16 protein-coding genes are annotated in these 24,845 nt (G+C 47.1%); 3 read left to right on the top strand and 13 right to left on the bottom strand.

Annotation, left to right across the window (positions count from 1 at the left end; genetic code table 11):
• The 8 genes from BHC51_RS06700 to BHC51_RS06735 all read right to left on the bottom strand — a co-directional run.
• Positions 1-1,957, bottom strand: a 1,957-nt coding sequence (locus BHC51_RS06700) for an ESPR-type extended signal peptide-containing protein (protein WP_257384784.1), incomplete at its 3' end; no start/stop codon positions are given.
• A gap of 1,110 nt (positions 1,958-3,067) precedes the next feature.
• Complete coding sequence (locus BHC51_RS06705) at positions 3,068-3,835, bottom strand: SDR family NAD(P)-dependent oxidoreductase (RefSeq protein ID WP_100153611.1); 768 nt, start codon at positions 3,833-3,835, stop codon at positions 3,068-3,070.
• A 22-nt stretch (positions 3,836-3,857) separates the two neighbouring features.
• A complete protein-coding gene (locus BHC51_RS06710) occupies positions 3,858-5,024 on the bottom strand; it encodes an isochorismate synthase (protein ID WP_100099124.1) in 1,167 nt (388 codons plus the stop codon).
• A gap of 156 nt (positions 5,025-5,180) precedes the next feature.
• On the bottom strand, positions 5,181-5,969 hold the full coding sequence (locus BHC51_RS06715) for a 4'-phosphopantetheinyl transferase family protein (RefSeq protein ID WP_100153612.1): 789 nt from the start codon (positions 5,967-5,969) through the stop codon (positions 5,181-5,183).
• 25 nt (positions 5,970-5,994) lie between these two features.
• Positions 5,995-7,578, bottom strand: coding sequence for an ATP-binding cassette domain-containing protein (locus BHC51_RS06720; protein WP_100153613.1), 1,584 nt, complete (start codon positions 7,576-7,578; stop codon positions 5,995-5,997).
• The gene (locus BHC51_RS06725; protein WP_100153614.1) at positions 7,575-9,176 is read right to left on the bottom strand and encodes an ATP-binding cassette domain-containing protein; all 1,602 of its coding nucleotides are present in this window, start codon (positions 9,174-9,176) and stop codon (positions 7,575-7,577) included. Before BHC51_RS06725 ends, BHC51_RS06720 begins: the two co-directional genes overlap by 4 nt.
• A 55-nt stretch (positions 9,177-9,231) precedes the next feature.
• Positions 9,232-10,107, bottom strand: a complete 876-nt coding sequence (locus tag BHC51_RS06730) for an isochorismatase family protein (protein WP_100153615.1) — start codon at positions 10,105-10,107, stop codon at positions 9,232-9,234.
• A 33-nt stretch (positions 10,108-10,140) separates the two neighbouring features.
• Positions 10,141-11,793, bottom strand: a complete 1,653-nt coding sequence (locus BHC51_RS06735; protein WP_306807460.1) for a (2,3-dihydroxybenzoyl)adenylate synthase — start codon at positions 11,791-11,793, stop codon at positions 10,141-10,143.
• Between the two features lie 175 nt (positions 11,794-11,968).
• Between BHC51_RS06735 and BHC51_RS06740 the strand changes: the two genes are divergently transcribed.
• The gene (locus BHC51_RS06740) at positions 11,969-14,839 is read left to right on the top strand and encodes a condensation domain-containing protein (protein ID WP_218966388.1); all 2,871 of its coding nucleotides are present in this window, start codon (positions 11,969-11,971) and stop codon (positions 14,837-14,839) included.
• A gap of 61 nt (positions 14,840-14,900) precedes the next feature.
• Positions 14,901-16,217: a putative histamine N-monooxygenase gene (basC, locus tag BHC51_RS06745; RefSeq protein ID WP_218966389.1), complete on the top strand. Its 1,317-nt coding sequence runs from the start codon at positions 14,901-14,903 to the stop codon at positions 16,215-16,217.
• A 52-nt stretch (positions 16,218-16,269) separates the two neighbouring features.
• Here the strand turns inward: basC and BHC51_RS06750 are convergent, their stop codons facing one another.
• From BHC51_RS06750 to BHC51_RS06770, 5 genes are all read right to left on the bottom strand, one after another.
• Positions 16,270-18,534 carry a TonB-dependent receptor gene (locus BHC51_RS06750; protein ID WP_180296453.1) on the bottom strand — a complete coding sequence of 755 codons (2,265 nt, stop codon included), beginning with the start codon at positions 18,532-18,534 and terminating at the stop codon, positions 16,270-16,272.
• A 104-nt stretch (positions 18,535-18,638) separates the two neighbouring features.
• Positions 18,639-19,625, bottom strand: coding sequence for a siderophore ABC transporter substrate-binding protein (locus BHC51_RS06755; protein ID WP_100153616.1), 987 nt, complete (start codon positions 19,623-19,625; stop codon positions 18,639-18,641).
• Positions 19,622-20,398 (bottom strand): iron ABC transporter ATP-binding protein, encoded by a 777-nt coding sequence (locus BHC51_RS06760; RefSeq protein ID WP_100124125.1) that lies wholly within the window; start codon positions 20,396-20,398, stop codon positions 19,622-19,624. The genes BHC51_RS06755 and BHC51_RS06760 overlap by 4 nt, the downstream gene beginning before the upstream one ends.
• Positions 20,395-21,339 (bottom strand): iron chelate uptake ABC transporter family permease subunit, encoded by a 945-nt coding sequence (locus BHC51_RS06765; protein WP_100124124.1) that lies wholly within the window; start codon positions 21,337-21,339, stop codon positions 20,395-20,397. Before BHC51_RS06765 ends, BHC51_RS06760 begins: the two co-directional genes overlap by 4 nt.
• Positions 21,339-22,280, bottom strand: coding sequence for an ABC transporter permease (locus BHC51_RS06770; RefSeq protein ID WP_100153617.1), 942 nt, complete (start codon positions 22,278-22,280; stop codon positions 21,339-21,341). Before BHC51_RS06770 ends, BHC51_RS06765 begins: the two co-directional genes overlap by 1 nt.
• Before the next feature lie 438 nt (positions 22,281-22,718).
• Between BHC51_RS06770 and BHC51_RS06775 the strand changes: the two genes are divergently transcribed.
• Positions 22,719-24,836, top strand: coding sequence for a condensation domain-containing protein (locus tag BHC51_RS06775; protein WP_218966390.1), 2,118 nt, complete (start codon positions 22,719-22,721; stop codon positions 24,834-24,836).
• The last annotated feature ends 9 nt before the right edge of the window (positions 24,837-24,845 follow it).

The following is a 24,845-nucleotide window of genomic DNA, read 5'->3' on the forward strand; positions in this document are numbered from 1 at the left end:
TATTGGCATTGACGTTACTTAAATCACCGGCCTGATTCAATGTGGAGGACAAAGTACTGAGGCTGGCGGCAGTAGATGTTGAAACGCTGAAAAGCTGTCCGGCGTTAATCGCATCGGTAGAGTTTTCGCCAATATGCCCCGCAGCTACATTAGTAATTCTCTGTGCATTAGCGGTACCATGACTGGCATCGTAAGCAGTGCCGTTCCATTGCAGAGCGTCTTTCTGCAAGTTAGCTACATTGTTATTTAAGCCATTAATGTTGCTGTTAATGGTATTGATATTGGCATTGACGTTACTTAAATCACCGGCCTGATTCAATGTGGAGGACAAAGTACTGAGGCTGGCGGCGGTAGATGTTGAAACGCTGAAAAGCTGTCCGGCGTTAATCGCATCGGTGGAGTTTTCGCCAATCTGCCCAGCGGCAACATTGGTAATTCTCTGTGCATTAGCGGTACCATGGCTGGCATCGTAAGCAGAGCCATTCCATTGCAATGCGTCTTTCTGCAAGTTGGCTACATTGTTATTTAAGCCATTAATGTTGCTGTTAATGGTACTGATATTGGCATTGACGTTACTTAAATCACCGGCCTGATTCAATGTAGAAGATAAAGTACTGAGGCTGGCGGCGGTAGATGTTGAAACGCTGAAAAGCTGTCCGGCGTTAATCGCATCGGTGGAGTTTTCGCCAATCTGCCCAGCGGCAACATTGGTAATTCTCTGTGCATTAGCGGTACCATGGCTGGCATCGTAAGCAGAGCCGTTCCATTGCAGAGCATCTTTCTGTAAGTTGGCTACATTGTTATTTAAGCCATTAAGATTGCTGTTTATTGCCGTAGATAAATTGGATAAACCGGTTGAAGTGGAGCTGGCCAGATTTTTTAATTGTGCCACGTTAACGGCATCAGTATCGGCGGTACCGGCGGCCAGACCAGTTATTTGGCGGGTAATCTGGGTATTTGCATTGCCAATGGACACTGCTGCGGCGGTACTTTTCCATGTTGCAGACTGATTTTCTGTAGCTGTATTGGTGCCTGCCGGGTCATAGCCTTGAATACCGGCACTGGTATTAGCCAGAGAATCGCTACCCAGTGCCACTGCCTTTTCTACTGTGGCAATGGCATTAGCTCCCAAAGCAGTGGTGTTATCTTGCTGGGCGGCACTATTGAAACCAACGGCCACACTCCCTGCACCATCGGAAGTAGCCACGGAACCAAGCGCTAAACTTGCAGTGTTGGTAGCCTGAGCACCTACTCCGATTGCAACGGCAGTTGCGCCGGAGGCCAGTGCTGCTACGCCGAAAGCCTGAGCACCGCCAGCGGTGGCAGTTGCATTATTACCGAAGGCTGTTGAATAGTTACCTGTGGCATATGAGCCGCAACCGGATGCAAAGGAATACACACCATAGGCTACGGGAAGTTTGTTTATATCTCCGCCAGTTGGGGTGCCCATGTAGCCGGATGAACCACTGGTATTTCCGCCAGTAGTACCGTCTCCAGTCCATACTTGCTGACCGTTGCTGGTGCCATATGGGTTGCGGCCATTAAACGAACGATTCTGAGCAAAACGCAGGTATTCTTCCATGGCACTGATACCACCTGTTGTGATATTTCTGCGTCCGTTAACTTTGTCTGCACCACAAAAGTCATCATCACCAGCCAGAGCAATACTGCCGTGGCTGCCGGAAGCATAGCTGACGCCTGTGCCATTGGTACTTATATTAGAAGTACCGGTGATAGCCAGATTGGCAGCATAGGCTGGGGAAACTGCCTGCAATTGCAGTGCTAGTGTCGTAAGTGTGAGGCTGACAATTTTTTTCAGCCCAAATATATTTAATACATGTTTGACAAGTGGCAGTTCACAAACAGTATTCGACTTAGTTTTACTGTTTGCTAATTCTGATGCAGCTACCCACGTTTGTGTATTTTCATTCCAGACATTACGGTAAACCTTGTTCATTGGTTTCTCCTGATTAAAGTTACATAACTAACAAACTCAACCTCTTTTACAAATAACTGTGTGTATTCATTACATCTGCTGGTTGTTTGAGCAAACTGGCAGATACATAAACAGATACTTAATAAGGATTAAAACTATCTGTATATATTTTCAAACCATTTACACATCATTAAACGCAGTTACTTTTAAAGATTACGCTTGAAAAATAAAATCTTATAAAATATTAATTATTAATTATTAATATTTTCATATTGGCGAAATAATTAACCTTTTGTTGTAACCTTTTGATGTAAACGTATATTTTTAAATTAAATCTTAATATTAAAATTAAAATTTTAACGAATGAAAATATATTTATATTTGTAATATATTTAAGTAAACTTAATAATAATTAATATAAATATTAATAAAGAAAAGGGAATTAACTAATGACAAAAGTATCTTACAGAATAAAAAATGACTGAATGCAAAAAAGTATAATCATTGTGTTTGTTGGGTTACTTATCGGTTTGACTAACCATGAATTTATATTTTTGAATTAAATCATGATGCTAATTGAAGTTAAAGGTACGTGATTAATTTTTTATTTATACCGGTAGCTATGCAGGCTGAAGTTAAAATAATATTAGACTGGTATTAAAAAGACATAGGATGACATAGGTATTTATTGGTTGCTTTTATGGCTATTGTCTGGAAATGCATAGTTAATGAATTTTTTGTTCCTGATAAGGTGTTTAAATGTTTGGATTTTTTGAATAGTTTATTTTGTTTGAAAAATATATTCTATAAAATTAGTTGACGCTAAAATGTCGTGTTTGGATAGTTACTAATGTATATCGGAAAGTTGTTTATTAGTTTAATATTCCAAATGAATAATATATTAATCTGATAAATTTTTTTTGGCTTAAATAATTTTTTTAAACAATATCTGTATTCGGCGGTTATTTATTTTGACTTGAGATAAGCTCAAATTAACCTGCACAGTAGAATTTTTGTGATTAGCTTGTTGATTTAAATATTTAAATAATGGTTAGAAGGAAGGTTTAATTGGTTTGCCAGGCAGTGATGGGATGGTAAAAGCATCGATGGATACTGCGCTCAGATTCATGATTAAACCCCCAGTGTGGCGCCGCCATCGACGACGATTTCCTGCATGGTTATCTGGGCAGCCTGTTCGGAGAGCAGGAAGGAAACGGTATTGGCTATGTCTGCGGGCTGTGCCAGTTTTCTGAGGGGAATGCCGAGGCGGTACTGGTTTAGGTCGCCATTGATTATGCTGGCTGGTGGCTGGTTGTCTGGCCACAGTTGTTGCTGCATGGCGGTGTGTGTGGAGCCGGGGGAAACGATGTTGACGCGTACGTATGGGGCTACTTCTAATGCCAGATTGCGGCAGAAGTGGCTGAGGGCGGCTTTGGTGGTGGCATACAGGCCTAGCTGGGTGCGGGGCATACGGGCGCTGTTGGAGCTGACGGTAACGATGCTGCCGTGTTGTTGCTGATGGAAATGTCGAGCTAAATGCTGGCTGATGAAGATGGGTGCTAGCAGGTTTACGTTCAGGCTGCTTTGCCATTGTGTTTCTGTGGCATTGAGCAGGGGGGTAAGTATGAGTATGCCGGCAACGTTGACTAAACCGGTAATGTGGTGTTGGGCGATAAGGGTATTGAGCAGGATTTGGGTTTCTTCGAAGTCGGTTATGTTCTGACTAACGCCAAGCCAGTGGTGCTGATATTGGGGCGCTATCATTTGCTGTACTGGCCAGTTTGCCGGGGCTGGCTGTTTGTCGATGCCGATAACATGGTAGTTTTGTTGAAGTAGTTTGCTGACTACGGCGGCGCCGATGCCTTGTGCTGCGCCGGTAACGATGGTGGCGGATTGCATTTTGGTTTTTCCTAAGTCGGGGTTATTGCTGCTGAAAGACGTTGAGCATGGTTTGCATTTTGGCTTCGGTTTCTTGCCATTCTGTTGCTGCCTCGGAGCCTTTAACGATGCCGGCACCGGCATACAGGCGGATTTTGTTGTGATTTAGCAGACCATTGCGGATGGTAACTACCCATTCGCCATTGCCGCTGGCGTCCATCCAGCCATTCAGGCCGCTGTAGTAGTGGCGGTTGTAGCCTTCATGGGTAAGGATAAACTGTCTGGCTGTTGCGGTGGGGGTACCGCATACGGCGGGGGTGGGGTGCAGATGTAAGGCCAGATTCAGGGCATTGGGGGCGTTGTTTTTCAACTGTCCTTGAAAGACGGAAGATAGGTGAAACATGGTGGAGGTGGTGAGGATGTCGGGTGTTTCCGATGTGCTGAACTGGCTGCAATAGCTGCTGAGCTTTTGCCGGATATTGTCTATGACAAGCTGGTGTTCGTGCCGGTCTTTGGCAGACTGATAAAGATCGGTTTTGCTTTGGCTGTTTTGTTCAGTGCAGCCGGAACGTGGTCGCGAACCGGCCAGTGGGTTGCTGCGTATCTGTTGGTGCTGGCGTGATAGTAGTAATTCGGGGCTGGCGCCAAAAATATACTGGTTTTCTTCTATTGGAATGAGAAAATTATAGGCCTCGGGATTTTGTTTCACCAGTGTGTTGAATAAGTGTTCTGGATTGTGCTGCTGGTTGAATTCAAATTCTGTTGCCTGCGACAGGACGATTTTCTGTATTTTATCGTTTTCTATGGCGTTTAAGGCTAGCTGTACGCTGTGCTCAAATGTCTGCCGTTCTACCAGTGCTTTTTTGTGTATGAGAGTGGTAGGTGTTGCGGGTATGTGGGAAGTGTGGTTATGGGGGATGGTTGGTGGGGTTTTGTCAAAATCGCTGTAAAAGTTCAATGTGCCTTTCTGGGTGGTGTCAAATGGAATGGCGGCGATGAGAATGGGGTTGGGATGGCCTTGTGCTTTGATGTAGTTAAAGCAGTCGGCAATTTGCTGATTGCAAGCGCTATGGGGGGTGACGGGCATGTGGATTTTGTGGATAAGATGTCGGGCGCTGATGTGGTGATGCCTGCTGGCAAAACAGGCAATCTGATTCTGATGGTTTGAGCGGAGATGTTGAGATGTGCTGCTGTATTCTTTGGTTGTCATTTTTGTTTCCTGTGGACATGGGTGCGGTCAATAAGATGTAGATGGGTCAGGCTATGTAGTTCTTTTATATTAATGCAAATAGTTATCATTATCAATTATTATGTTGTGTATAAATATGTTTTGTCTGAATTGGGAAAAATTTGCTACAGGTCTGACTTAAATATATGCAATTGTGATTATTTGTTTTTTTGTGCTGTTGAAAAATACTTTTGCTGTTTGCGGTATTTTGTGCTGCTCGGATGTATGAATGTGAAAATGCAGGTACTGGCTGCTGCTGGGCTGGTAAGTGATGGCGGTGAAGTTAATCAGGGTTTGATGTTTATGAAAATAGGCTTTGATGATGCTTTCTTTGGCGGAAAAAAGCAGTAATGCTTGTTGTGGCAGGCTGATGTTGTGTGTTGTGAGGTGTTGTAATTCTTGTGGCTGAAGAAATAGTGCCAGTATGGTTTTATTGTTGTGGATGATGTGCTGATGCTGCTGATGTTCGATATCAATACCTAGATAGCGATGTGCTGGTTGTTTTTTGTGGGCGCAGGCGATGGCCAGACATTGGTGTTTGTTACTGCTGTGGCTGAGGCTGCCTTGCAGTGGTTCTGGGAAAAGCGGCTGCCCCTGTGCCCCTGATTCAAGGGTAAAGCTGCTGTAGCCATAAGGCTGCAAGGCATATTGTGCAGCCAGTCTGCCCGCTACAAATTCGAGCTGGCGCTTGTGCTTGCTGTGTTGTATGGTTTCTGGCAGATGTATGCTGAATGTCCGGCAAAGTTTATGCAGGGCTGAGATGCTAATAGGCTGCATGCGTATCTGATGTATGGTGCTGTAGCCGATGCTCAGTTTGTGATGGCTGAATAATGTTGGCTGTTGAATATCTGCTGTAATTGTTTTAACTCTGCTGACAGGGTGGTCATGTGGATGCAGTGCTATGCTTGGCTTAGATATTAATGTCATAAATAGCCTTGTTTTTATGCGGCCGTTATCTGGATAAATCCAGAGTATGGGTAGGCTGCCACGGGGCGGCGCTGCGATGGGATACAAAAATCAGGGTCTGGGATTGTGCAAGGATGGTTTGAATCAGTTGTTGCTCGGTGCTTTCATCCAATGCTGAGGTGGCTTCGTCCAGAATGAGTATGGGCGCATGTTTAATCAGGGCACGGGCAATGGCTACGCGCTGTTGTTCGCCACCGGAAAGGGCTGAACCTTGCTGGCCAACGCTTTGGTGAATGCCTTCGTCTGCGCGGTCAATAATTTGTCCCAGCGCGCATTGGCGGGCGATGGCTTCGATTTCGGCATCGCTGGCATCGAAACGGCCAATGCGGATATTGTCTGCCAGTGTGCCGGTAAAAATAATCGGATTCTGGGCTACATAGGCCATATTTGCTGTCAGTGTCTGTGGGGACAGTTGTGGCAGGGCGATGCCATCTAGCTGGATTGCTCCTTGTACTGGATCATCAAAACGCATGCACAGTTGCAGCAATGTGCTTTTGCCGCAGCCACTTTCTCCGGCCACATGTACGCGGGCACCAATAGGAATATCCAGAGTCACCGCTGTTGAATCGGGAATATATACTAGGTTATGCAATGACAGGTGTGGTTGCTGTGGGATGCGTGTTCTGCCAGCTTGCGGCAAAACTGGCGGGTGAGTGAGCTGTTGGAAATGGCGCAGGGAGCTGATTAAGTCGTTAATGTTTAAGCCCGCTGTGGCCAATGCGCTTAATGGTGCGCCGGCACGTCCCATTAGTAGGAGTGCAGCCAATATCAGGCGGTTATTGTTCTGACCGGACAGGATGCTGTACATCGCTATACCAGCCATGGGCAATATATTGGCTAGGGTTGCAATCAGGGTAGCCCATGCGGCACTGCGATTAATTTTGTTTAACAGGCTTTCTTGTTGTGTCCAGTTTTGCTGGATGGAATTGAGCGCACGTATGGGGCCGGCCGCTGTACGCAATAGGGAGAGGTGCTCTACCAGTTCGATTGTGGCGGTGGTGCTGTCCAGCTCGGCCTGATGGCGCTGGGCATCGGTTTTGTTTAGGGCATACTGTGCCCATAGCTGCATGATTAATGATAATAAAATTAGTGTTATTGCCACCAGCATCATGCTTGTGTCAGCGACAAAGGCCAGCCCGATGCAGATAAACAGAGGCAGGCAGGGGGCATGTAGAAAGGTTTGTAGCTGATGCGCCGGAATGCTCATGAAGTTGGGAATTTCCTGTCCGGCGGTTTTGCTGATGATGGCACGGCGTTGATCGTTAAACCAGGAAAGTTTGGCGCTGGACAGGGAGCGCCCTAGTGCAGCAAATAAATCACCGGCCAGCCGTACGCCGGTAAGAAAGCCGTTGCGGGTAACCAGTACGGTGATGAGGATGGTGATAAGTGCGATGGTGAGTACCCATACGGGCTGCTGCTGATGCACTATGGCTAGAGCGAGTATGGTATAGGCACAGGCTTCCAGTGCGGCAACCAGTACCCAGCCAATGCTTACGCCAATCAGGCGTGGTCTGGCGGCTGTCGGTATGGCTTCAAATAGGGGGCGATTTGGGGGACTGGCTGCATTCATGCTTCGCTCCTTAAATTATGTAATACCAGTTGTGTATCGGCCTTGTCGGCCAGTGCCTGCTGGTGGGTAACCACGATGATGGTTTTATGCGCAGTTCTGGCCAGTTCACTCAGTGTCTGAAAAATGGCCAGTGCATGCTGGTTATCAAGGGCACTGGTTGGTTCATCCAGTAAGATTATTCTGGCTTCGCTAAGAAAGGCACGGGCAATGTTGATACGCTGTTTTTCGCCACCGGACAGGGTTGTAGCCGGTGTGGATAAGTCTACGTTCAGTTGTGCTTTGGCCAGTGCCTGCTGCATGGTCTCATCGCTGGCTTCAGGGGCAGTAAGCGCCAGATTGCTGCGCACGCTGCTGTCGAGAACATCGTAGCCTTGTGGGATAAGTAGTATCAGCTGCTGGCGTGTGTCTTCATGTAGTGCAGCCACTTCAGTATGTCCTAGCTCGATATTGCCTGAGGTTGGGGATGTTAGTCCGGCTAGAGCATTTAATAAGGTGGTTTTGCCTGCGCCACTGGAACCGGTGATGGCGGTAAGGGCATTGGCGGGAAAGGTGAAGCTGAGCTGATGCCAGACTGGTTTCTCTTCCTGAATCAGGCTGATATTGTGAATGGCAAGGGTCGGCGGCTGTTTGATTTGTCGGATGTTGCCAGAGGGCAGCAGGGGCTGCTGTAAAAATTCGGCCAGACGTTTGGCGGCAGCACGTCCGGCTCGGATGTAGTCAATGCCATGACCCAGACGTAATGTTGGTGTGACAATGGCCAGACTGAATAACAGGGTAGCAGCCAGTGTGGTGGTGTCATGGGAATAGCTGACCCAGTAGGCAATGGCGAAGGTGGCAACTGCCTGTAGCAGGGCAACGGCAATGGATGCAGGGGTGGCCACTTTGGCTACCCAGCCCACCATATCGCGGGTAAACCGCTCAGTAGCCTGTGTATAGGTGGTAAGTGCACTGGAATGCTGGCCATAGATGCGATATACAGGAATGCCACGTACATATTCATCGGCTTTGTTGATGATATCGAGCATTACTTGCATGCGTGCAGTGCCATCGCGCCGGGTCATATATGGGATGATAAGGAGGTAATACAGGGAGGCAATGAAGCCCGGCAGTAGAACCCATAGTGCTGCCAGTCCAATAAAATAAATCAGGATGCCGGTGGATAACAGCGGGATGACTGTGAAGACGGCTATTTCAGCGGGTAAGTGTGCCAGCATATGGTGCAGGCTGCCGATGTCATCGGTCATTAGCTGTTTGAGTGTCTGCTCATTTTGTCTGGCAAGTGTATTCATGGGCAGACGGATTAAATGCTGTGCCACGCTGCGGCGCAGTGTCGCTGCAAAGCGACTTTCTGCCTGATGTGCCAGCCAGGAAGACCATGCGGTAAACACGGCGGCTACAAGCCAGCAAAGCAGTGCATATGCTAGCCAGTGCCATGTGCTGTGACCGATAAACTTAACTATAAACCACAGTGCTGCCAGCATGGCAATGCCGGCAAACACCGCCGCCAGTGTGCCGCCTGTAAGTCCGGGTAAGGCCACACGCCATTGATGCTTCAGATTCGGCTGGGTGTTCTGGCTGGAGACGTTTAAATCATTCATGTTTTGTTTCCCAAATGCTTGTTTACAAGCTCTGGCTATCTATTGCTGATGATTATCAGGCTACGCTGGCCGTTAGTTGCGCTTCAATCAGGCGCCACCAGTTATTTAGTGAAGGTTGCTGTCCTAGTGCCTCAAAGCCTAGGGTGATGTCACGCTGTTTCAGTTCTGCCGCAAACTGCATGATGCGCAGGGAATCCAGCCCATACAGAATCAGGTTTTCTTCGGGATCTATGGGTTGTGCCGGCATTTCCAGTAGTGTCTGAACTCTTTGTGTTAGCCATGAGCGGGTAAGGGTATTGGTTTCCGGCACTAATGCTGCTGTGGTGGTGACTTGTCCGCAGCAGCTGGCAACATAATTTAAAGCGTTCTGGTGTTGCTGTGCAGAAAAATCGGCCAGTGCATCGGCAATGAAAAATGTTTGTATATCCTGCATAAATGCCTCTGCTGCGGTGAGCATACAGCCGATGTGCGCATAGACGCCGCCGATTATTAGCTGATTGCGCTGCCAGTTGTGCATATATGTGTGTAAATCTGTACGCTGGAAGGCGCTATAACGCCATTTGGTCAGTACGATGTCTGCTGGACGCGGAGTCAATGCAGCTACGATTTTCTGTTCTTCCGCCGGTGCGGTAGTGATTCCGGAACCCCATACGTCATTTAGCAGTGCGCGTTGCTGAGGGTTCTGCTGATGTGGCTGTGCGGTATATACTACTGGAATCTGCTGCTGTGTTGCCCAGTTGCGCAAGGCTTGTAAATTCTGAATCAGGGTCTGGATTAATGGGCTGTTTGGCTGATAAAAGTTCAGAAAATAATTCTGCATGTCATGGATTAGTAATACGGCGCGGGCAGTATCCAGCTTCCATGCGGTTTTATTTTGTGGCATCTGTGCCGGTGTGGGCATTGGGTAATCGGCAATCTGTTTGATAGTCATGCTGGTTCTCTTTTTCTCTCTGTGATGAATAATTCAGGCAGGGGTTTGCTGTAATGTCTGGCGCAGGCGTTTTTTATCAGTTTTGCCCACGGCGGTGAGTGGCAGGCTTTCAACGATGTAAATCTGATCCGGCAGTTTGTAATGGGCAATTCCCAGATTGAGCAGGTGGCGCTTTAAGCTGAGGGCAGTTAGGTTCTGGTTTGGTGATACGATAAAGGCACAGCTTTTTTCGCCAAAACGCTCATCGCTGATGGCTACTAATGCTGCTGCGGTGACATCGGGATGGGTGATAATCAGTTTTTCAATTTCTTCGGCAGCAATTTTTTCGCCGCCACGGTTAATCTGGTCTTTAATACGGCCAACTACTTTTAAGTAGCCGTTGCTGCTGCGCTGCACTAAATCACCTGAGTAATAAAATCCTTCTGCATCAAAACTCTGTGCATTATGTTCTGGGCTTTGATAATAGCCGCGAAAGGTGTAAGGCCCGCGTGTTTTTAGCATGCCTGTTTCTCCATCAGGTACATCGTTGCCGTTTTCATCCACTATTTTTACTTCATCATCTGGGCTGATGGGACGTCCTTGTGTAGTGACAATCACTTCTTCGCTGTCATCTAGCCGTGTATAGTTCACCAGCCCTTCAGCCATGCCGAATACTTGCTGTAACTGGCAGCCGAAAACATTTAATACCTGCCGCGCCATGGATTCTGGAAAACTGGCACCGCCTACCTGAATCAGTTGTAACGACCGGATTTTTTCTAACTGTTCCGGTGGCTGCTGCATCCACATGGATACTGCACTGGGTACAAGTGAGGCCATGGTAAGCTGGTGTTGTTCAATCAGAGCAAAGCAGCTTGATGGTTCGGGACTGGCCGCCATGACCACACAGCCGCCGGCGTGAAATACGCCCAGTGCACCGGGCGAACTCAGCATATAGTTATGCGGCGCCGGCATGGCACACAATAAACGTGTATTCTGGTTCAGACCGCATATTTCGGCACTGGCACGCACGCTGTATTCATAATCATTATGGGTGCGCGGAATCAGCTTAGGTGTGCCGGTGCTACCGCCGGAAAGCTGGAAAAAAGCCACTTCATCAGCCTGAGTGCAGGCATAATTGCTGCTGGTGGCGGGAGGGCTGGTGTACCAGTTTTTTAAGTTTCTATCACCGTCTGTGGCATGCAGCATCAGGGTGAGGGCTGGTGCCAGTTGCAGGCTGTCCAGCTGGTCGAGAAAATGATTGTGCATGAATACTTCATGGTTGCGCGATGCTATTAGCAACCGGGGTTTAATCTGGCTGAAGAAGCTCTTTAATTCATGTTGGCGATGGTTGTACAGGGCGTTCAGCGGCACGATACCAGCCTTGAGCAGGGCAAAAAATACAATATAAAACTCGGCAATATTCGGTAGTTGCACCAGTGCTGTATCACCAATGCCAAAGTTCTGCTCCGCCAGTCTGGCGGCCAGATTGTCGGAAAACTGGTTGAGTTCCTGATAACTGATGCGCCGGTCACCGCAGATAATGGCGGTTGAGTGTGGTGACTGTTTGGCTGTGTCTGTCAGGACTCGGGTTAACGGCTGATCCAGCCAATAACCTTTTTGCCGGTATTTGCGGGCTAAATCTTCTGGCCAGTGTGTATAGGTAATCATTTCATCAGCCTTTTCTGCTAAACCGGTTGAATCAGACAAATAATGTTGATTTATAAGTAATACTGAATTTGCAACATCGTTTTTGTGTCTGTCTGTTCAGTGGGGCTCATTAGTAGGTTAACTGTTGTTTCAAATTTATTAAATGAAACTAGTAATCATTTTTATTTAAAGGTATCATCGTCAAAAATAGTAAATTTGTCAACAGAGTAATGAAATGATGCGTGAACTTACTTCAATGCAGTCGGCATGCTGGTTTGGGCGTGCGCATGCAGCAATGCTCGGTGGTGTGGCCGCACATCTTTATACAGAATTTAATGGCAGCCATATTGATGTAACCAGACTCAGGCAGGCAATAGAATGTCTGTACCGGCGCCATGAGCTGTTACGCCTGCAACTTAGTGCAGCGGGGGAAGTCAGTATCAGGGATTCTCTGCCACAGAATACGCTGGAAATAGATGATTTTTTACATTTGAGTGAGGCGCAGCAGCAACAGAAGCTCGAAGAAAAACGCCAGCAATGGACGCATCAACAACTGAAGTTGGAGGAGGGGCAGACTATACGTGTTTCTATCAGTCTTCTGGATAATCAGGCATTTCGGTTGCATATTGATGCCGATATGATAGCTGTTGATCCTTCCAGCTTTCGTATTTTGATGGAAGAGTTGGCGCAGTTTTATGCAGACAGCACTAAGTCTCTACCGCCGGCACCGTCTTTTTATGTATGGCGCAACACCCTACGGCAGGATAAGCATGAGCAGCAACAGCAGCAACGTGCACGCCAGTGGTGGCTGTCCCGTATAGCAGCGATTGCTCCGGCTCCTGCTTTGCCTTTAACCAACTGTGCCGTGGCGGGGGCACAAAGCACACGGCTGAGTACGACTTTCAGTCCTGAGCAGGCAAAGCAGTTACGCCAACTTGCCCGTCAGCATGAGTTGACTTTTTCTGCTCTGATACTGGGGTTATTTGCCTACAGTCTGGGTAAAGTGACCCATGATGCCGCTTACCGGCTGAACGTGCCGTTTTTCTGGCGCGAACCACTTGTACCCGATATTGATAAGACCATTGGTGATTTTGCCGATATGGTGCTGTTAAATATTGATATGTCTGATGCGGCTACTCTAAATGCTTTTTGCCAGCGCGTGGCAGCCGAATGGCAGCGCTGTCTGAACCATCGGCAGTTTAGTGGCGTAAATGTGATGCGGTGTTTGTCACGCCATCATGCTATGGCGCAAATTGCGCCGGTTGTTTTTACTGCTGCGCTGGATTTAGCGGAGAAAAGTTTATTTTCGTCACAGGTGCAGCAGTATTTTGGCAGCATGGACTGGTGTATTTCTCAGGGGGCGCAGGTAGCACTGGATGCACAGTTTGTGCAGCTGGACAATCATTTGCTCGTTAATTGGGATATCCGTCTGGATGCATTGCCGGATACATGGGTAAATGCTCTGTTTGAACGTTGTCTTGCGCTGATGAATGTGTTGATTGTTCAGCCGGAGCGTTTTACGCAGCCGCTGGCGGTATTGAATCAGTACCTGAATATCACCGACCCTGATGTGGGAACTACACCGCTGAATGCGCTGCAAAAGGCCTATTTATCTGGTCGCAGCACTGCATTTGCTCTTGGTGGTGTGGCTATGCAGGAATTTCGCGAATATGCCGGCACGCTGGATTTACCTGTATTCCGGCAGCGTCTGGCCGATATGGTGCAGCACCATGCCAGTTTGAGGACTTATATTGATGCCAGACGTTGTGTGCAATGGGTAAACCCGCAGGCAATCATTAATTTAACCGAAATTAATTTGTGTGGTGAGGAACCATCAGTGGCCGCAGAAAAAATAAATACTCTGCGGCAGAATTATCAGCAGGCGCTATTTGATTTACAGGAATCTCCGTGGGACATCACCCTTTTTCAGTTAACGCCGCAACAGTTTATTGTGTTTGCTCGTTTTGATGCGCTGATTTTGGATGGGCGTGCGATTGCCGCGCTGATGTGTGAATTATTCACCGATACGCCCCTTATGACCGCGTCACCTCAGCCTGAAAACAGACAGCAGCAGGATAGCCAGTGTTATAACTTGGCGGTTGTCTACTGGAAACAGCGGTTGCAGGAAGTTACTTCCATACCGCAGTTACCTTGGAAACAGCCGTTGGCAACACTGATGACTTCCGTTTATACCCGTCAAAGTGCGATGTTGCCCAAGCAAACGTTGCAAACATTATGTCAGTTCGGTTGTCGTCAGGGATTGTTCAAAAATTCTTTACTAATGGCGCTGATTCTGGCGGTATTGAATCGCTGGCAGCAGACACCAGCCTTATTGTCTGTGGCGGTGCCAGTGTTACCGCTGTATGAGGGTGAATTGTCCAATCAGTCTACTTTTATTGTCACTACTTGGGCGCCAACGGCAGCATTTATCGAACAGGCCAGAAAATTACAAACCGACACGCTGGAAGGATTACAGCATTTGGCCTTTTCTGGTGTTGATTTGGCGCGCTTGCTGTTTGAACAGCATGGCCATGCGCCGGTTTTACCAGTTGTTGTTACCAATGGGCTATCGTGGCCAGCTCTGCCGGCAGATAGCCCGGTTCGCTATGTGAGCGGGCTGACTCAGACACCACAGGTAGCAATGGATATCCGCTTTATGCTTGGGAATGATAGTGCTTTGCTGTTTAACGTTGACTATGCTCAGGCTGCTGTTAGCGATGCCATCATCCACGATTTTTTAGCTGCACTGGTGAATGTGTGCCAGCAGGTGGCTGATAGCGGACTGGAAAATATTGATTCAGTGCTGCTACAGACACCATCCGGCAGTGCACCAAATCCTGATGAGCAGCAGCCCGTGGCAGCAGCAGACTGGCAGCGCCAGCAATTAATGCTGATTTACTGCAAAGTGCTGAATATTAAGCCAGCAACAATTATCCAAACCTCGCAATCATTGAGTAATCTGGGTTTGCGTCCTGTGCACGTAAAAGAAGTTACCAGCCAGATTAACCAGATGTTCGGGCTGGCTCTGAAGCCACGGCAGTTGATTGGCTGTCGCAATATTGAGGAAGTTGAACACCTGATTCAATCAATGATGTCTATGGCATAAAGTTATCAGCTGCTGTAAACACTTAAATATTTAACTGCTTAGATATAGGGATGAAATAAATATGGATATGAAACAAACTGATTTGGCCGGTATAGGGCTTGGCCCTTTCAATCTGGGGCTGGCGGCATTGTTGTCGAGCCATCCGGAAGTTAATGCAGTGTTTCTGGATAAAACGCCCACTTTTCACTGGCACGCGGGTTTATTATTACCCGGCACCACTCTGCAAGTACCGTTTCTGGCCGATCTGGTTACCATGGCCAATCCATGCCATCCTTTAAGCTATCTGAATTACCTGCATCAGCATCAGCGTCTGTACCAGTTTTGCTACTACGACCGTTTCCTGATACCGCGTCAGGAATATGATGACTACTGTCGCTGGGCTGTGCGTCAGTTACCCTCCTGCCATTTTGATTCTTGTGTGCAGGCAGTAAGCTATGACCGCCAGCAGGAAAAATTTATTATTGAAAGTGAATCTTCTGCCGGAAAAAAACAGGCTTATTGCAGTCAGGATATTGCGATTGGCATTGGCACCGTCCCCTACTATCCTGAATGGCTGAAAAATACCAGCCATCCGCTCATTCTGCACTCTGCTCAGTTTACCCATATGCAGGAACAGCTACAGCAATGCAGGCAGGTTACTGTGGTTGGTGCAGGGCAGAGTGCTGCTGAATGTGTGCTGGCACTTTACCAAGCCTTGCAGCCGGAGCAAATCAGAGCCGGCGCCTCTATTCGCTGGATTACCCGTTCTGCCGGTTTTCATCCGATGGAATTTTCCAAATTGGGACAGGAGTGTTTTACGCCGGTTTATATGCGTTATTTCCAGACTTTGCCACCACAGAAAAGACGAGAAATCAGTGCCAGCCAAGGACAACTATACAAAGGCATCAGTTTTGCTACCATCGGCGATATTTATGATTTGCTGTACGAACGCACCATCGCCGGAGCACCGGCCGGACTGACGCTGTTTTCAAATTGTGATGTGCAGTCGATAGAAGTGCTGCCTTCAGGCGTTATCAATATGACCTGCCTGCATACTCAGCTTAATCAGCAACAAACTATTCAGAGCAATGCGATTGTTGCTGCTACCGGCTACCACCATCAGTGGCCGAGCTGGTTTGAAGAGCTGAAGGGCACTGTACTGCAAACCGATGATCAGCATGACTATATGATTAATCAGGATTTTACTGCTGTGCGCTGTGATGGTGGCAAAGGGCGGATTTTTATCCAGAATGCCGAAATTGCCAAACAGGGCGTTGGTTCGCCGGATTTAGGTATGGGCGCAACCAGAAACGGGGTGATTATCAACCAGTTACTAGGTAAGCAGTATTATCAGGTACCGGAATACTCTGCATTTCAGCAGTATGGATTACCCGAGTAAGCAGGCTGCCATTAAAAAATCGCCCGATGGGCGATTTTTTAATGGCTACACATCAGAAATCATAGGAACCGGACAGCAGAAAAGTCCGTGGTGCGCCTAAAGACAGGTTAGACAAGCGTGGCATGCCCCAATAGCTTTTGTTGGTAACATTCTTAATCTCTGCCCGTAGTGTAAAGGGATGGCCAGATACTTTGGCATTATAACGAGCACCAATATCAAACACAGTATGGCCGGGTACAGATAAACTGTTTTCCTGATTGAGGTATTGTTTGGATACAGCTGTGGCATTGGCAGACAGGGTGACTATACCCACAGCAGCAGCAATATCCCATTCAGCACCCAGCTTGCCCTGTACTTTGGCCACACCCGTAGCAATATTACCCTCATTACCATGCTTGGCCAGTTTGGTTAGTTCCGGTTTAATGTAGCTGGCACCGCCCATCAGACGAACTGTTTCAAGCGGCGAGGCAATAAAACTCCACTCAATACCACGGTTACGCTGCTCACCGCCGGAAGTAAAGATATTGGTAGTCACATCAGTATAACTACTGGGTTTTTTAATATTAAACACACTTAATGAGTGAGACAGCGTGCCATAATCCCATTTTATGCCCAGCTCAGTTTGCTTGGTTTTATACGGCGCAAACACCTTGGGATAATTGGCCGCAGTAATAGGAGCTGAATCGCCTTTGGTTAAGCCCTGAATATAATTGCCATAAAGTGATACATGTTCGGTGGCTTTAAACAAAATCGCTGCACCCGGCGTTAAGGCATGTTTTTTATATTCAGTTAGAACCGGTTTGCCCATCAGGCTCAGATTATCACTTTTCACTTCCTGATAGCGCAGGCCTAAAGTTAGTTGCAGCCTGTCCTGCATCAATGACAACATATCCGCTATCCCATAGCTTTTAAGTTGCAGCGAGCTTTCAGAAATCGGCGGCACATCAAACGGTACCGATTTACCCCATACCGGATGATACATATTGGTTATCCATGTGGCCGAGGGAATACTTCTCACCCCATAATCATGCTGGTTATGCTTGTAGTAGGTAGTATTGATTACCCATTGATGATTAACCAAACCGGTATCAAACTGCCCCCTTAATCCCACATCAGCCGATTTTTTATCCACATCAAACGCCAGTTGTGCCATCACCGTCTGTATGGTGCCGTGATTATCCAGCAGAATTGCAGAAGTGGCACCATTGTATTTGTACTTGGTTTTACTGCGTCCGAAAGCAGCATAGGCAGTCATATTGTCGCTAATATCATATTCAGCACGCATCATCGCGCCACGGTCTTTATTACTGACATAAGACCAGTCTGGATTGATTAAGGTTTTCGGGTTGGGCGGCGTAGGAACTTCCGTATTTTTACCCAGATTGATACCGCGCACTACACCGTCTACCTTGTCATCAGCCATGTAAAAATCGGCGGAAATACGCGCCCGGTAGCCGCGCCAGTCCATGCCTGCCGAACCAAGCTGAGTTTTCAGATCCTGTTTTCTTACCGGGCCGGAACCATCCTGATAAACGCCATTAACCCGAATCCCGAATTGCTTATTTTGCCCGAAGCGGCGGCCGGCATCGATAGTACCGCCCCATTGTGAATCAGACATGTAGGTAGGTGTTACCCGTAGCAGTGGTGCATCACCTGCGCGCTTGGATACCAAATTAACCGTGCCTGCCACAGAACCGGCAGGCGGCATACCATTCAGCAGTGCTGAAGGTCCTTTCAGCACCTCAATGCGCGAAAACATCGCAGGTGCAGTCCTGTAGTAAGGAGCAATACCAAATAAACCATTCATCGACATATCATTGGTATTAGACTGAAAACCTCGAATATAGTAATTCTCACTCCAGCCACCAATAGTGCCATTAGTAAATACTGACGGGTCAGTAGCGGCAATCACATCAGTCACATTTCTGGCCTGAGTATCTTCAACAAATTTATCAGTATAACTAACGGTATTAAAAGGTGTTTCCATGGCATTTTTGTTGCCAAGAAAACCGATACGGCTGTTTCTGGACACAAAACCACCGGTGTAGGTAGTGTTTTGATTTGCCTCTACCACCACATCTGGTAAATTGGCCTTGCCAGCAGATTGCATAGTTTTATCTGCTGCCTTGTTAATCTCTGGCTTAGCCTCATCATCCGCTGCTTTAGCATACAGTACCGGTGCATAAACCAGCATAGCACTGGCCAGACTCAATATCAGCGCTTTGGGGGAGGAGCTGACAGAGCTTACGACACTGTTACTCCGTTTTCTAATCCTGTGCAGACCATCCTGCCTCAGATAATGTTCGTGTTTACCCATAGATATCTCCTTGTTAACCAAATTTATGCAACATATTTAAAAGCTTATTGGCAGGATTGAATTCACTGATGTTACTTATTATTCTTTTATAATTAACAATACAATTACTGATAGCCCTTCATCACATCCTGCATGAGCAAGTACATCGAAGTAGGGCTGGCACCGGTGGTGTACCAAGCATCTGCATCCACAAAAATTACCCGGTTATTTTTCCATGCTTTGGTGGCGCGCAATAAAGGATTAGTTACCTGAGCAGCAGTAATGACAGGCTGATGTTGCATAACCGATGTGCGGTCGATAATGTACAGAATGTCTGGGTCTGCCCGTTTGATAAATTCACTGGAAATCGGCTGCCCATGCAAACTGGTACTTGCATCATTACTGGCTGACCTTACCCCCAGATCACTGAAAACAAAGCCATAACGAGAATCCACCCCGTAATTGCTGAAAGCACCATTGTTGTACAGCACCACCAATGCCTTTTCCGGCCGGTCTTTAGTGATGGCACGCACCTTATTCACTTGTGCATCCAGCTCAGCCACCTTAGTACGAGCCAAATCTTCACGGTTAAAAATTTTGCCCAGCGTCAGCAGGTGATTTTTAACAGTAGCCAGATGACCGTGTTCACTGTTATTAAAGTTGATTTCATAATAAAGCGTGGGCGCTATCTGTGTCAGTTCCTGATAGTGGTCTTTCTGAATCGGCGTCATCAAAATCAGATCCGGCTTCAGAGTATGGACACGTTCCATATTCGGCTGGACAATGCCACCTAAATCAGCAATGTCATCATGACTCTGCTGGTATTTAGCCAGAAAATGCGGAATAAAATCTTTCGGCATACCGGCAATCGGCACATTTAACTGATCAAGAAAATCTGCTTCATTCATATCCAGCACCGCCACGCGTTGTGGCACCGCATCAATTCTGGTAGTGCCCAACTGATGTTGAATAATCAGTGGTTCCGCGCGCTTTTGCACAGTAGGACTGCTGTCTGGTGCCGATTTTTTATCGCAGCCAGACACAGAAACCATAGTCATCACCGCCATCAGCCCCAACAGACTGACAGCACATTTTTTGAGTTTTCCGTTCATGTTTCACCTTTCAACGAATGAAAATACTGACAGACATAACCATGCTTAGTGTGGCTGATTTCAAAATTCAGCCCATACAGCTCACTCAGACGCTCTTCAGTAATCACTTCCCGCGTAGCGCCACAAAAACTTAACTGTCCGTGTTTTAAAGCCACAATATAATCTGCATAATTGGCCGTGAAATTAATATCATGCACCACCATAATCACAGTTTTCCGCTGTTCCTCACACAAACGCCGGATAGCAGCCATAATTTGTACCGCATGATTCATATCCAGATTGTTTAAAGGTTCGTCCAGCAGAAGAACCCGTGTTTCCTGAGCAATAGTCATGGCCAGAAAAGCCATTTGCCGCAGCCCGCCACTTAATTCATCAATATATGCATCACGCAGCGCACTTAAATCTACAAAATCTATTGCCTCGTCTATTACCTGATGATCTTTAGCAGACAACAATCCATGCCCGTACGGAAAACGGCCGAAAGACACCAGCTCCTTTACAGTCAGACGCAGGCCGAAATAGGGTGATTGCCGCAGCGTGGCCACCAGACGGGCATAATCAGCAATGCGGATACTGGCAATATCCTGCTGCTCAAACAGAATACTGCCTGTAGTGGGTGCCAGTAACCGTGCCAGTATCATCAGCAAAGTAGATTTACCCGCGCCATTGGGTCCAATCAGCGCCGTCACCTGATGCAGCGGCAGCGCCAGATTAATATTATTCAGTACCGGCTTATGACCATAAATTTTGCAAATATTCTGAATATGAATCATGTCATTCCTCGACGACAGACAATAAGCAGCAGAAAATACATCCCACAAATCAGATTGATTAAAATACTTACCGTAGTCCTGTAATTAAACACATGTTCCACCAGAATCTGCGCCACCAGAAACACCGCAACAGCCACAGCACTGGCAAATAACAGAATGCGTTTATGTTGAAAGTGGCCGGCAAAGGCGTAAGCCATATTGGCAATAAATACCCCCATAAATGCCGTGGGTCCAACCAGACTGGTGGATACCGCCACCAGCACCGCAATTAGACCAAACCCCCAGCGCACATAGCGGGCATAATCCACGCCCAGCGAAATGGCCTGTTCTTCACCTAGAGCCATCACATCCAGCATAGGCAGATACGGGTAGGCCACCCAGCCCACTACCAGCATCGCTATAGCAGCATATACCAGCGTCAGCGTTTCTGAATGATTAAAAGAAGCATAATTAATGCCTTGAAATACCGAAAACTCCCCCGGACTGATTTTGAGCTGGATAAACTGGGTTAAAGTAGTGATTACCATGGTCAGTACCAGACCAAATAACAACAACAGCCACAGATTATGGCGTGCACGCGGCAGTAAAAAATGATGAATCATCCACGAATACAGCAGCATTAAGCCTACCGAGGCAAAGAAATTGCCATTAAGCCCCAGTAATCCCAGACCACTTTGCCCCAGAAAGAACAACAGCAGTACCTGCCAGAACAGATAAACCGCCTCGTAGCCCATAATTGCCGGCGTTAAAATCCGGTTAGTTACCAACGTTTGAAACACCACCGACGACACCGCAATACAGATACCGGCCAGCAAAATAGTAGCCAGCCGTAACAGACGTTTGGGCAGCACATAATCAACATCAAAGCCAGAATCAAACAGCATAAAAAACACAGCCAGAGCAATGATGCAGCCACAAAACAGCCAGAATCTGCGATTCATTAGCGAAGCCCCCGCAAAATCAGCAGCAGAAAGACAATACCGCCAACAGCACCGGCAGTAAGACCAATAGGGACTTCAAAAGGATAAATGATTAAACGGCCGCTAATATCACATACGAGCAGCAGACATGCCCCGCCCAGAGCCACCATCGGTAAAGTTTTGGCTAAATGTTCACCATACTTAAGTGCCACCAGATTCGGAATCACCAGCCCGATAAAAGGAATGGAGCCCACCGTAATCACCGTTGCCGCAACAGTAACAGACACAAGCATTAGCCCCAGCACCACCGTGCTTTTATAGCCCACACCCAGACTGGTAGCCACTTCCTGCCCCATACCTGCCACCGTAAACCGCTGTGCAAACACATAACTCAGCACAATCACCGGTATCAGAACATACAGCAACTCATAATGCCCCTGTACCACACGCGAAAAATCACCCAGCAGCCAGCCCTGAACATTTTGCAAAAGATTATTTTTATAAGCATAAAATTCAGCGCCGGCACTTAACACACCGCCATACATCAGCCCAATTACCGGAATCAGCACAATTTGCTGATAGCGGATTCTGGCAATAATCAGGATATAAATCAGCTCAGCCACAAAACAGAACGCCAGAGCCACCAGCATCTTACTTAATACCCCAACCGAAGGCAGCAGTACCAGTGACACCAGAATCCCCAGCTTAGCTGCATCTAGCCCGCCGGCCGTTTCCGGCTCAACAAACTTATTGCGGACAATATGTTGTAGAATTACCCCGCTAATAGAAAGCCCCATACCAGTAAGAATAATCGCCAGCAGGCGCGGGAACCGGCTGGCTTTTAAAGTTAGCCAGTCAGCATCTGAACCGACCAGTAAACCTGTCCATGAAATCGGATCAGAACCTATCAGCAAAGAGAGTATGCATAAAACAATAAATGCACCTATCATACCTAGATACATCAGAGATACACCTTCACACCGGCACAGCAGCTTAATACCGGCAACATTGAATTTTCAGTAAGCAAACACCGGAGTATGCAAGAGGACTTCTGCCCCTGCATTTGCTCGTACATACCTCGCATTGTTTCTCCTTATGCTCCGTATATTCTTACAACACAACGCTCATACCAGATCCATTAGCACAAACAAAAATATTAAATAAAATTAAGAACAATTATTATTGATGAAAATGAGAATCAATTGTATTATATTTTTAAATAAAGTGTAAAGTAATATAAATAAAATAAAAAATACTCAGGAGCAGCTACCGCCGCAAAACAGCCCGAATCCAGCCGATTGTTAATAAAACTTCAGCATTCATCGTGTTTCATCAACATCCGGCCATTCATTAATTAGCTACTTACTCGTCTTCAACGGAACAAGAGAGGATTAAAAAACATGTCAGATACAAATACAGCAACAGCACCATCTTTAGCCAATGAGCGTGAAGAATATATCTGGATGCAACAGTTACAAGAACCAGAACAAGTGAAATATCAGCTTGCAGCATGGCTGCTGAATCCATATCCCGATTCAGCCATCCTGCATAAAAGTATCCACAGCCTGCTGGCAACGCATACAGAATTGAATACCCGCTATGAATTCACCGAAGACGGTGATTTATACAAATACCCCGATACAGATTGGACAACCTGCGTACAGAATGAGCAAGCAGCGCAAGGGCAGGTTACTGCACTATTATCTACATTGGCACAGCAACACTGGCAGCCCGAAATCACCCCGCCTTTTCTGGCAACAGTAATCAGCACAGAAAACAGCGTAATTCTGGCACTTCGCTTGCATCCCATACTCGAGGAACAATTCACACTGGATGAATTAATCAAAGAAATCCACACCAGCTACATCAACTACAGCGGTTCAGAACATCAGCTCGAGCTCACGCCAGTAGACTTAAGCAGTTTAAATCCGGCACCAGCCAAGAAAACACAGCATACCAACGTAGCAGCACTGGCCAGCATCATACTGGCAGAGTTCAGAAACACACTGGCTGAACCGAATATGACCCTTGACGATGACTTTTTTGATTTTGGCGGCCATTCACTGCTGGCCACCCGCGTTATTGGCAACTTACAGAACAACCATGGCATTAAACTCAACTTCAATGATTTCTTTAAATCACCATCCGCCCGTGCACTGGCCAATATTGCGCAGCAAGAGCAGCCAGTTGCTTCCGTAACCCAGATACAGCCTGAACAACAGGCACCCTTAACACTGGCGCAGGATTTTTTATGGCAGGCTTACAGCGCTTTTGATTTCAGCCCCGTTTATAACCTACCGTTCGCTATAGAATTTCAGCAGCCGGTTAATGAAGAAGCCTTACATCAGGCATTTAATGATTTAATTATCCGCCACGTTGGATTACGCACCCTGTTTAAAACCTCACACCAACAAACCTTGCAATATACCGTACCCATTACCGAGCTTAAACAGCATCAATGGTTCTGGCCGAGCAGCGACAGCAAAGATGCCACCTTAGCTACTGAAGCAGCCTATAAATTCGATCTCACACGCGAACTGCCGCTCCGAATCCGCCTGTTAAAAGCACACAATGGCAACACGATTTTATCGTTTCTGGTGCATCACATGGTAATAGATGAGTGGTCTTTAAACACCATCATGGCCGATTTAAATATAGCCTATGCAGCGCGGCTGCAAGGCAAAGCACCCGTCTGGCCGAACAGCGTTCCCAGCATTCACGAATTTGCCCGCATGCAGCAGCAAAACGGCATTAACCAGCAACATCTCGATTACTGGTGCAAACGTCTGCAAGGAGCTGTAAGAGGACTGACTTTAAATTCGACAGTCGCTACAGCATCGCAAAATACCGCTCCACAGATTGAATGGCTGGAAATCAAATTCGATTCAGCCTTCCATCGCAACATCTCAGCCTTTGCCAAAAAACACCATGCCTCTATATTCAGCGTGTTTTATACCGCCATTGCCACCGTACTGCAAAAAGAGGGTAATTTAACCGAAATCGTAATCGGTACCTCTGCTTCAGGCCGTACCGACCCCAACTATTTCGATACCGTTGGTTACTTTACCACCATGGTAGCGCACCGTATCCGCTTTAATCCGCAGCAACCATTCACCTCACTACTGGTCGACACCAGCAAACAAATCAACGAGTCCATAGAGTATGCCGATATCCCGATTAATCATATCCAGCAGGCTTTAGGCATCCCCGACAACCAGGGCTTAATGTTTGATGTTTACATTCATATCCACACAAACAACGCTTTAAATGGCCAGCTAAACACCCCGCAAGGCGCCATCCCATACCGGCAAATACTGCCTGAACGTAACGAATCCATGTTCGGCCTGCACTTTGAAATCATGGAAAACCAGATTAACAACCAGCATAGCCTGAGCATGATAATTACCTATCAGGCACACCGCTATCCAACCGCAGTAGTCGAACGCATTGCCCGGGAGGTGAAGCAACTCTTGAGCAAACTGACCGCACAGACTTCAGCACAGAGCGGCGGCCAGTAAAACTACCCG

The sequence above is a fragment of the Snodgrassella alvi genome (genome assembly GCF_002777745.1).
Lineage (GTDB): Bacteria > Pseudomonadota > Gammaproteobacteria > Burkholderiales > Neisseriaceae > Snodgrassella > Snodgrassella alvi_D.

Coding starts and splice junctions, on each gene's coding strand:
- BHC51_RS06705 (WP_100153611.1), bottom strand. CDS start 3,835: ATGCAATCCGCCACCATCGTTACCGGCGCAGCACAAGGCATCGGCGCC.
- BHC51_RS06710 (WP_100099124.1), bottom strand. CDS start 5,024: ATGACAACCAAAGAATACAGCAGCACATCTCAACATCTCCGCTCAAAC.
- BHC51_RS06715 (WP_100153612.1), bottom strand. CDS start 5,969: ATGACATTAATATCTAAGCCAAGCATAGCACTGCATCCACATGACCAC.
- BHC51_RS06720 (WP_100153613.1), bottom strand. CDS start 7,578: ATGAATGCAGCCAGTCCCCCAAATCGCCCCCTATTTGAAGCCATACCG.
- BHC51_RS06725 (WP_100153614.1), bottom strand. CDS start 9,176: ATGAATGATTTAAACGTCTCCAGCCAGAACACCCAGCCGAATCTGAAG.
- BHC51_RS06730 (WP_100153615.1), bottom strand. CDS start 10,107: ATGACTATCAAACAGATTGCCGATTACCCAATGCCCACACCGGCACAG.
- BHC51_RS06740 (WP_218966388.1), top strand. CDS start 11,969: ATGATGCGTGAACTTACTTCAATGCAGTCGGCATGCTGGTTTGGGCGT.
- basC (WP_218966389.1), top strand. CDS start 14,901: ATGGATATGAAACAAACTGATTTGGCCGGTATAGGGCTTGGCCCTTTC.
- BHC51_RS06750 (WP_180296453.1), bottom strand. CDS start 18,534: ATGGGTAAACACGAACATTATCTGAGGCAGGATGGTCTGCACAGGATT.
- BHC51_RS06755 (WP_100153616.1), bottom strand. CDS start 19,625: ATGAACGGAAAACTCAAAAAATGTGCTGTCAGTCTGTTGGGGCTGATG.
- BHC51_RS06760 (WP_100124125.1), bottom strand. CDS start 20,398: ATGATTCATATTCAGAATATTTGCAAAATTTATGGTCATAAGCCGGTA.
- BHC51_RS06765 (WP_100124124.1), bottom strand. CDS start 21,339: ATGAATCGCAGATTCTGGCTGTTTTGTGGCTGCATCATTGCTCTGGCT.
- BHC51_RS06770 (WP_100153617.1), bottom strand. CDS start 22,280: ATGTATCTAGGTATGATAGGTGCATTTATTGTTTTATGCATACTCTCT.
- BHC51_RS06775 (WP_218966390.1), top strand. CDS start 22,719: ATGTCAGATACAAATACAGCAACAGCACCATCTTTAGCCAATGAGCGT.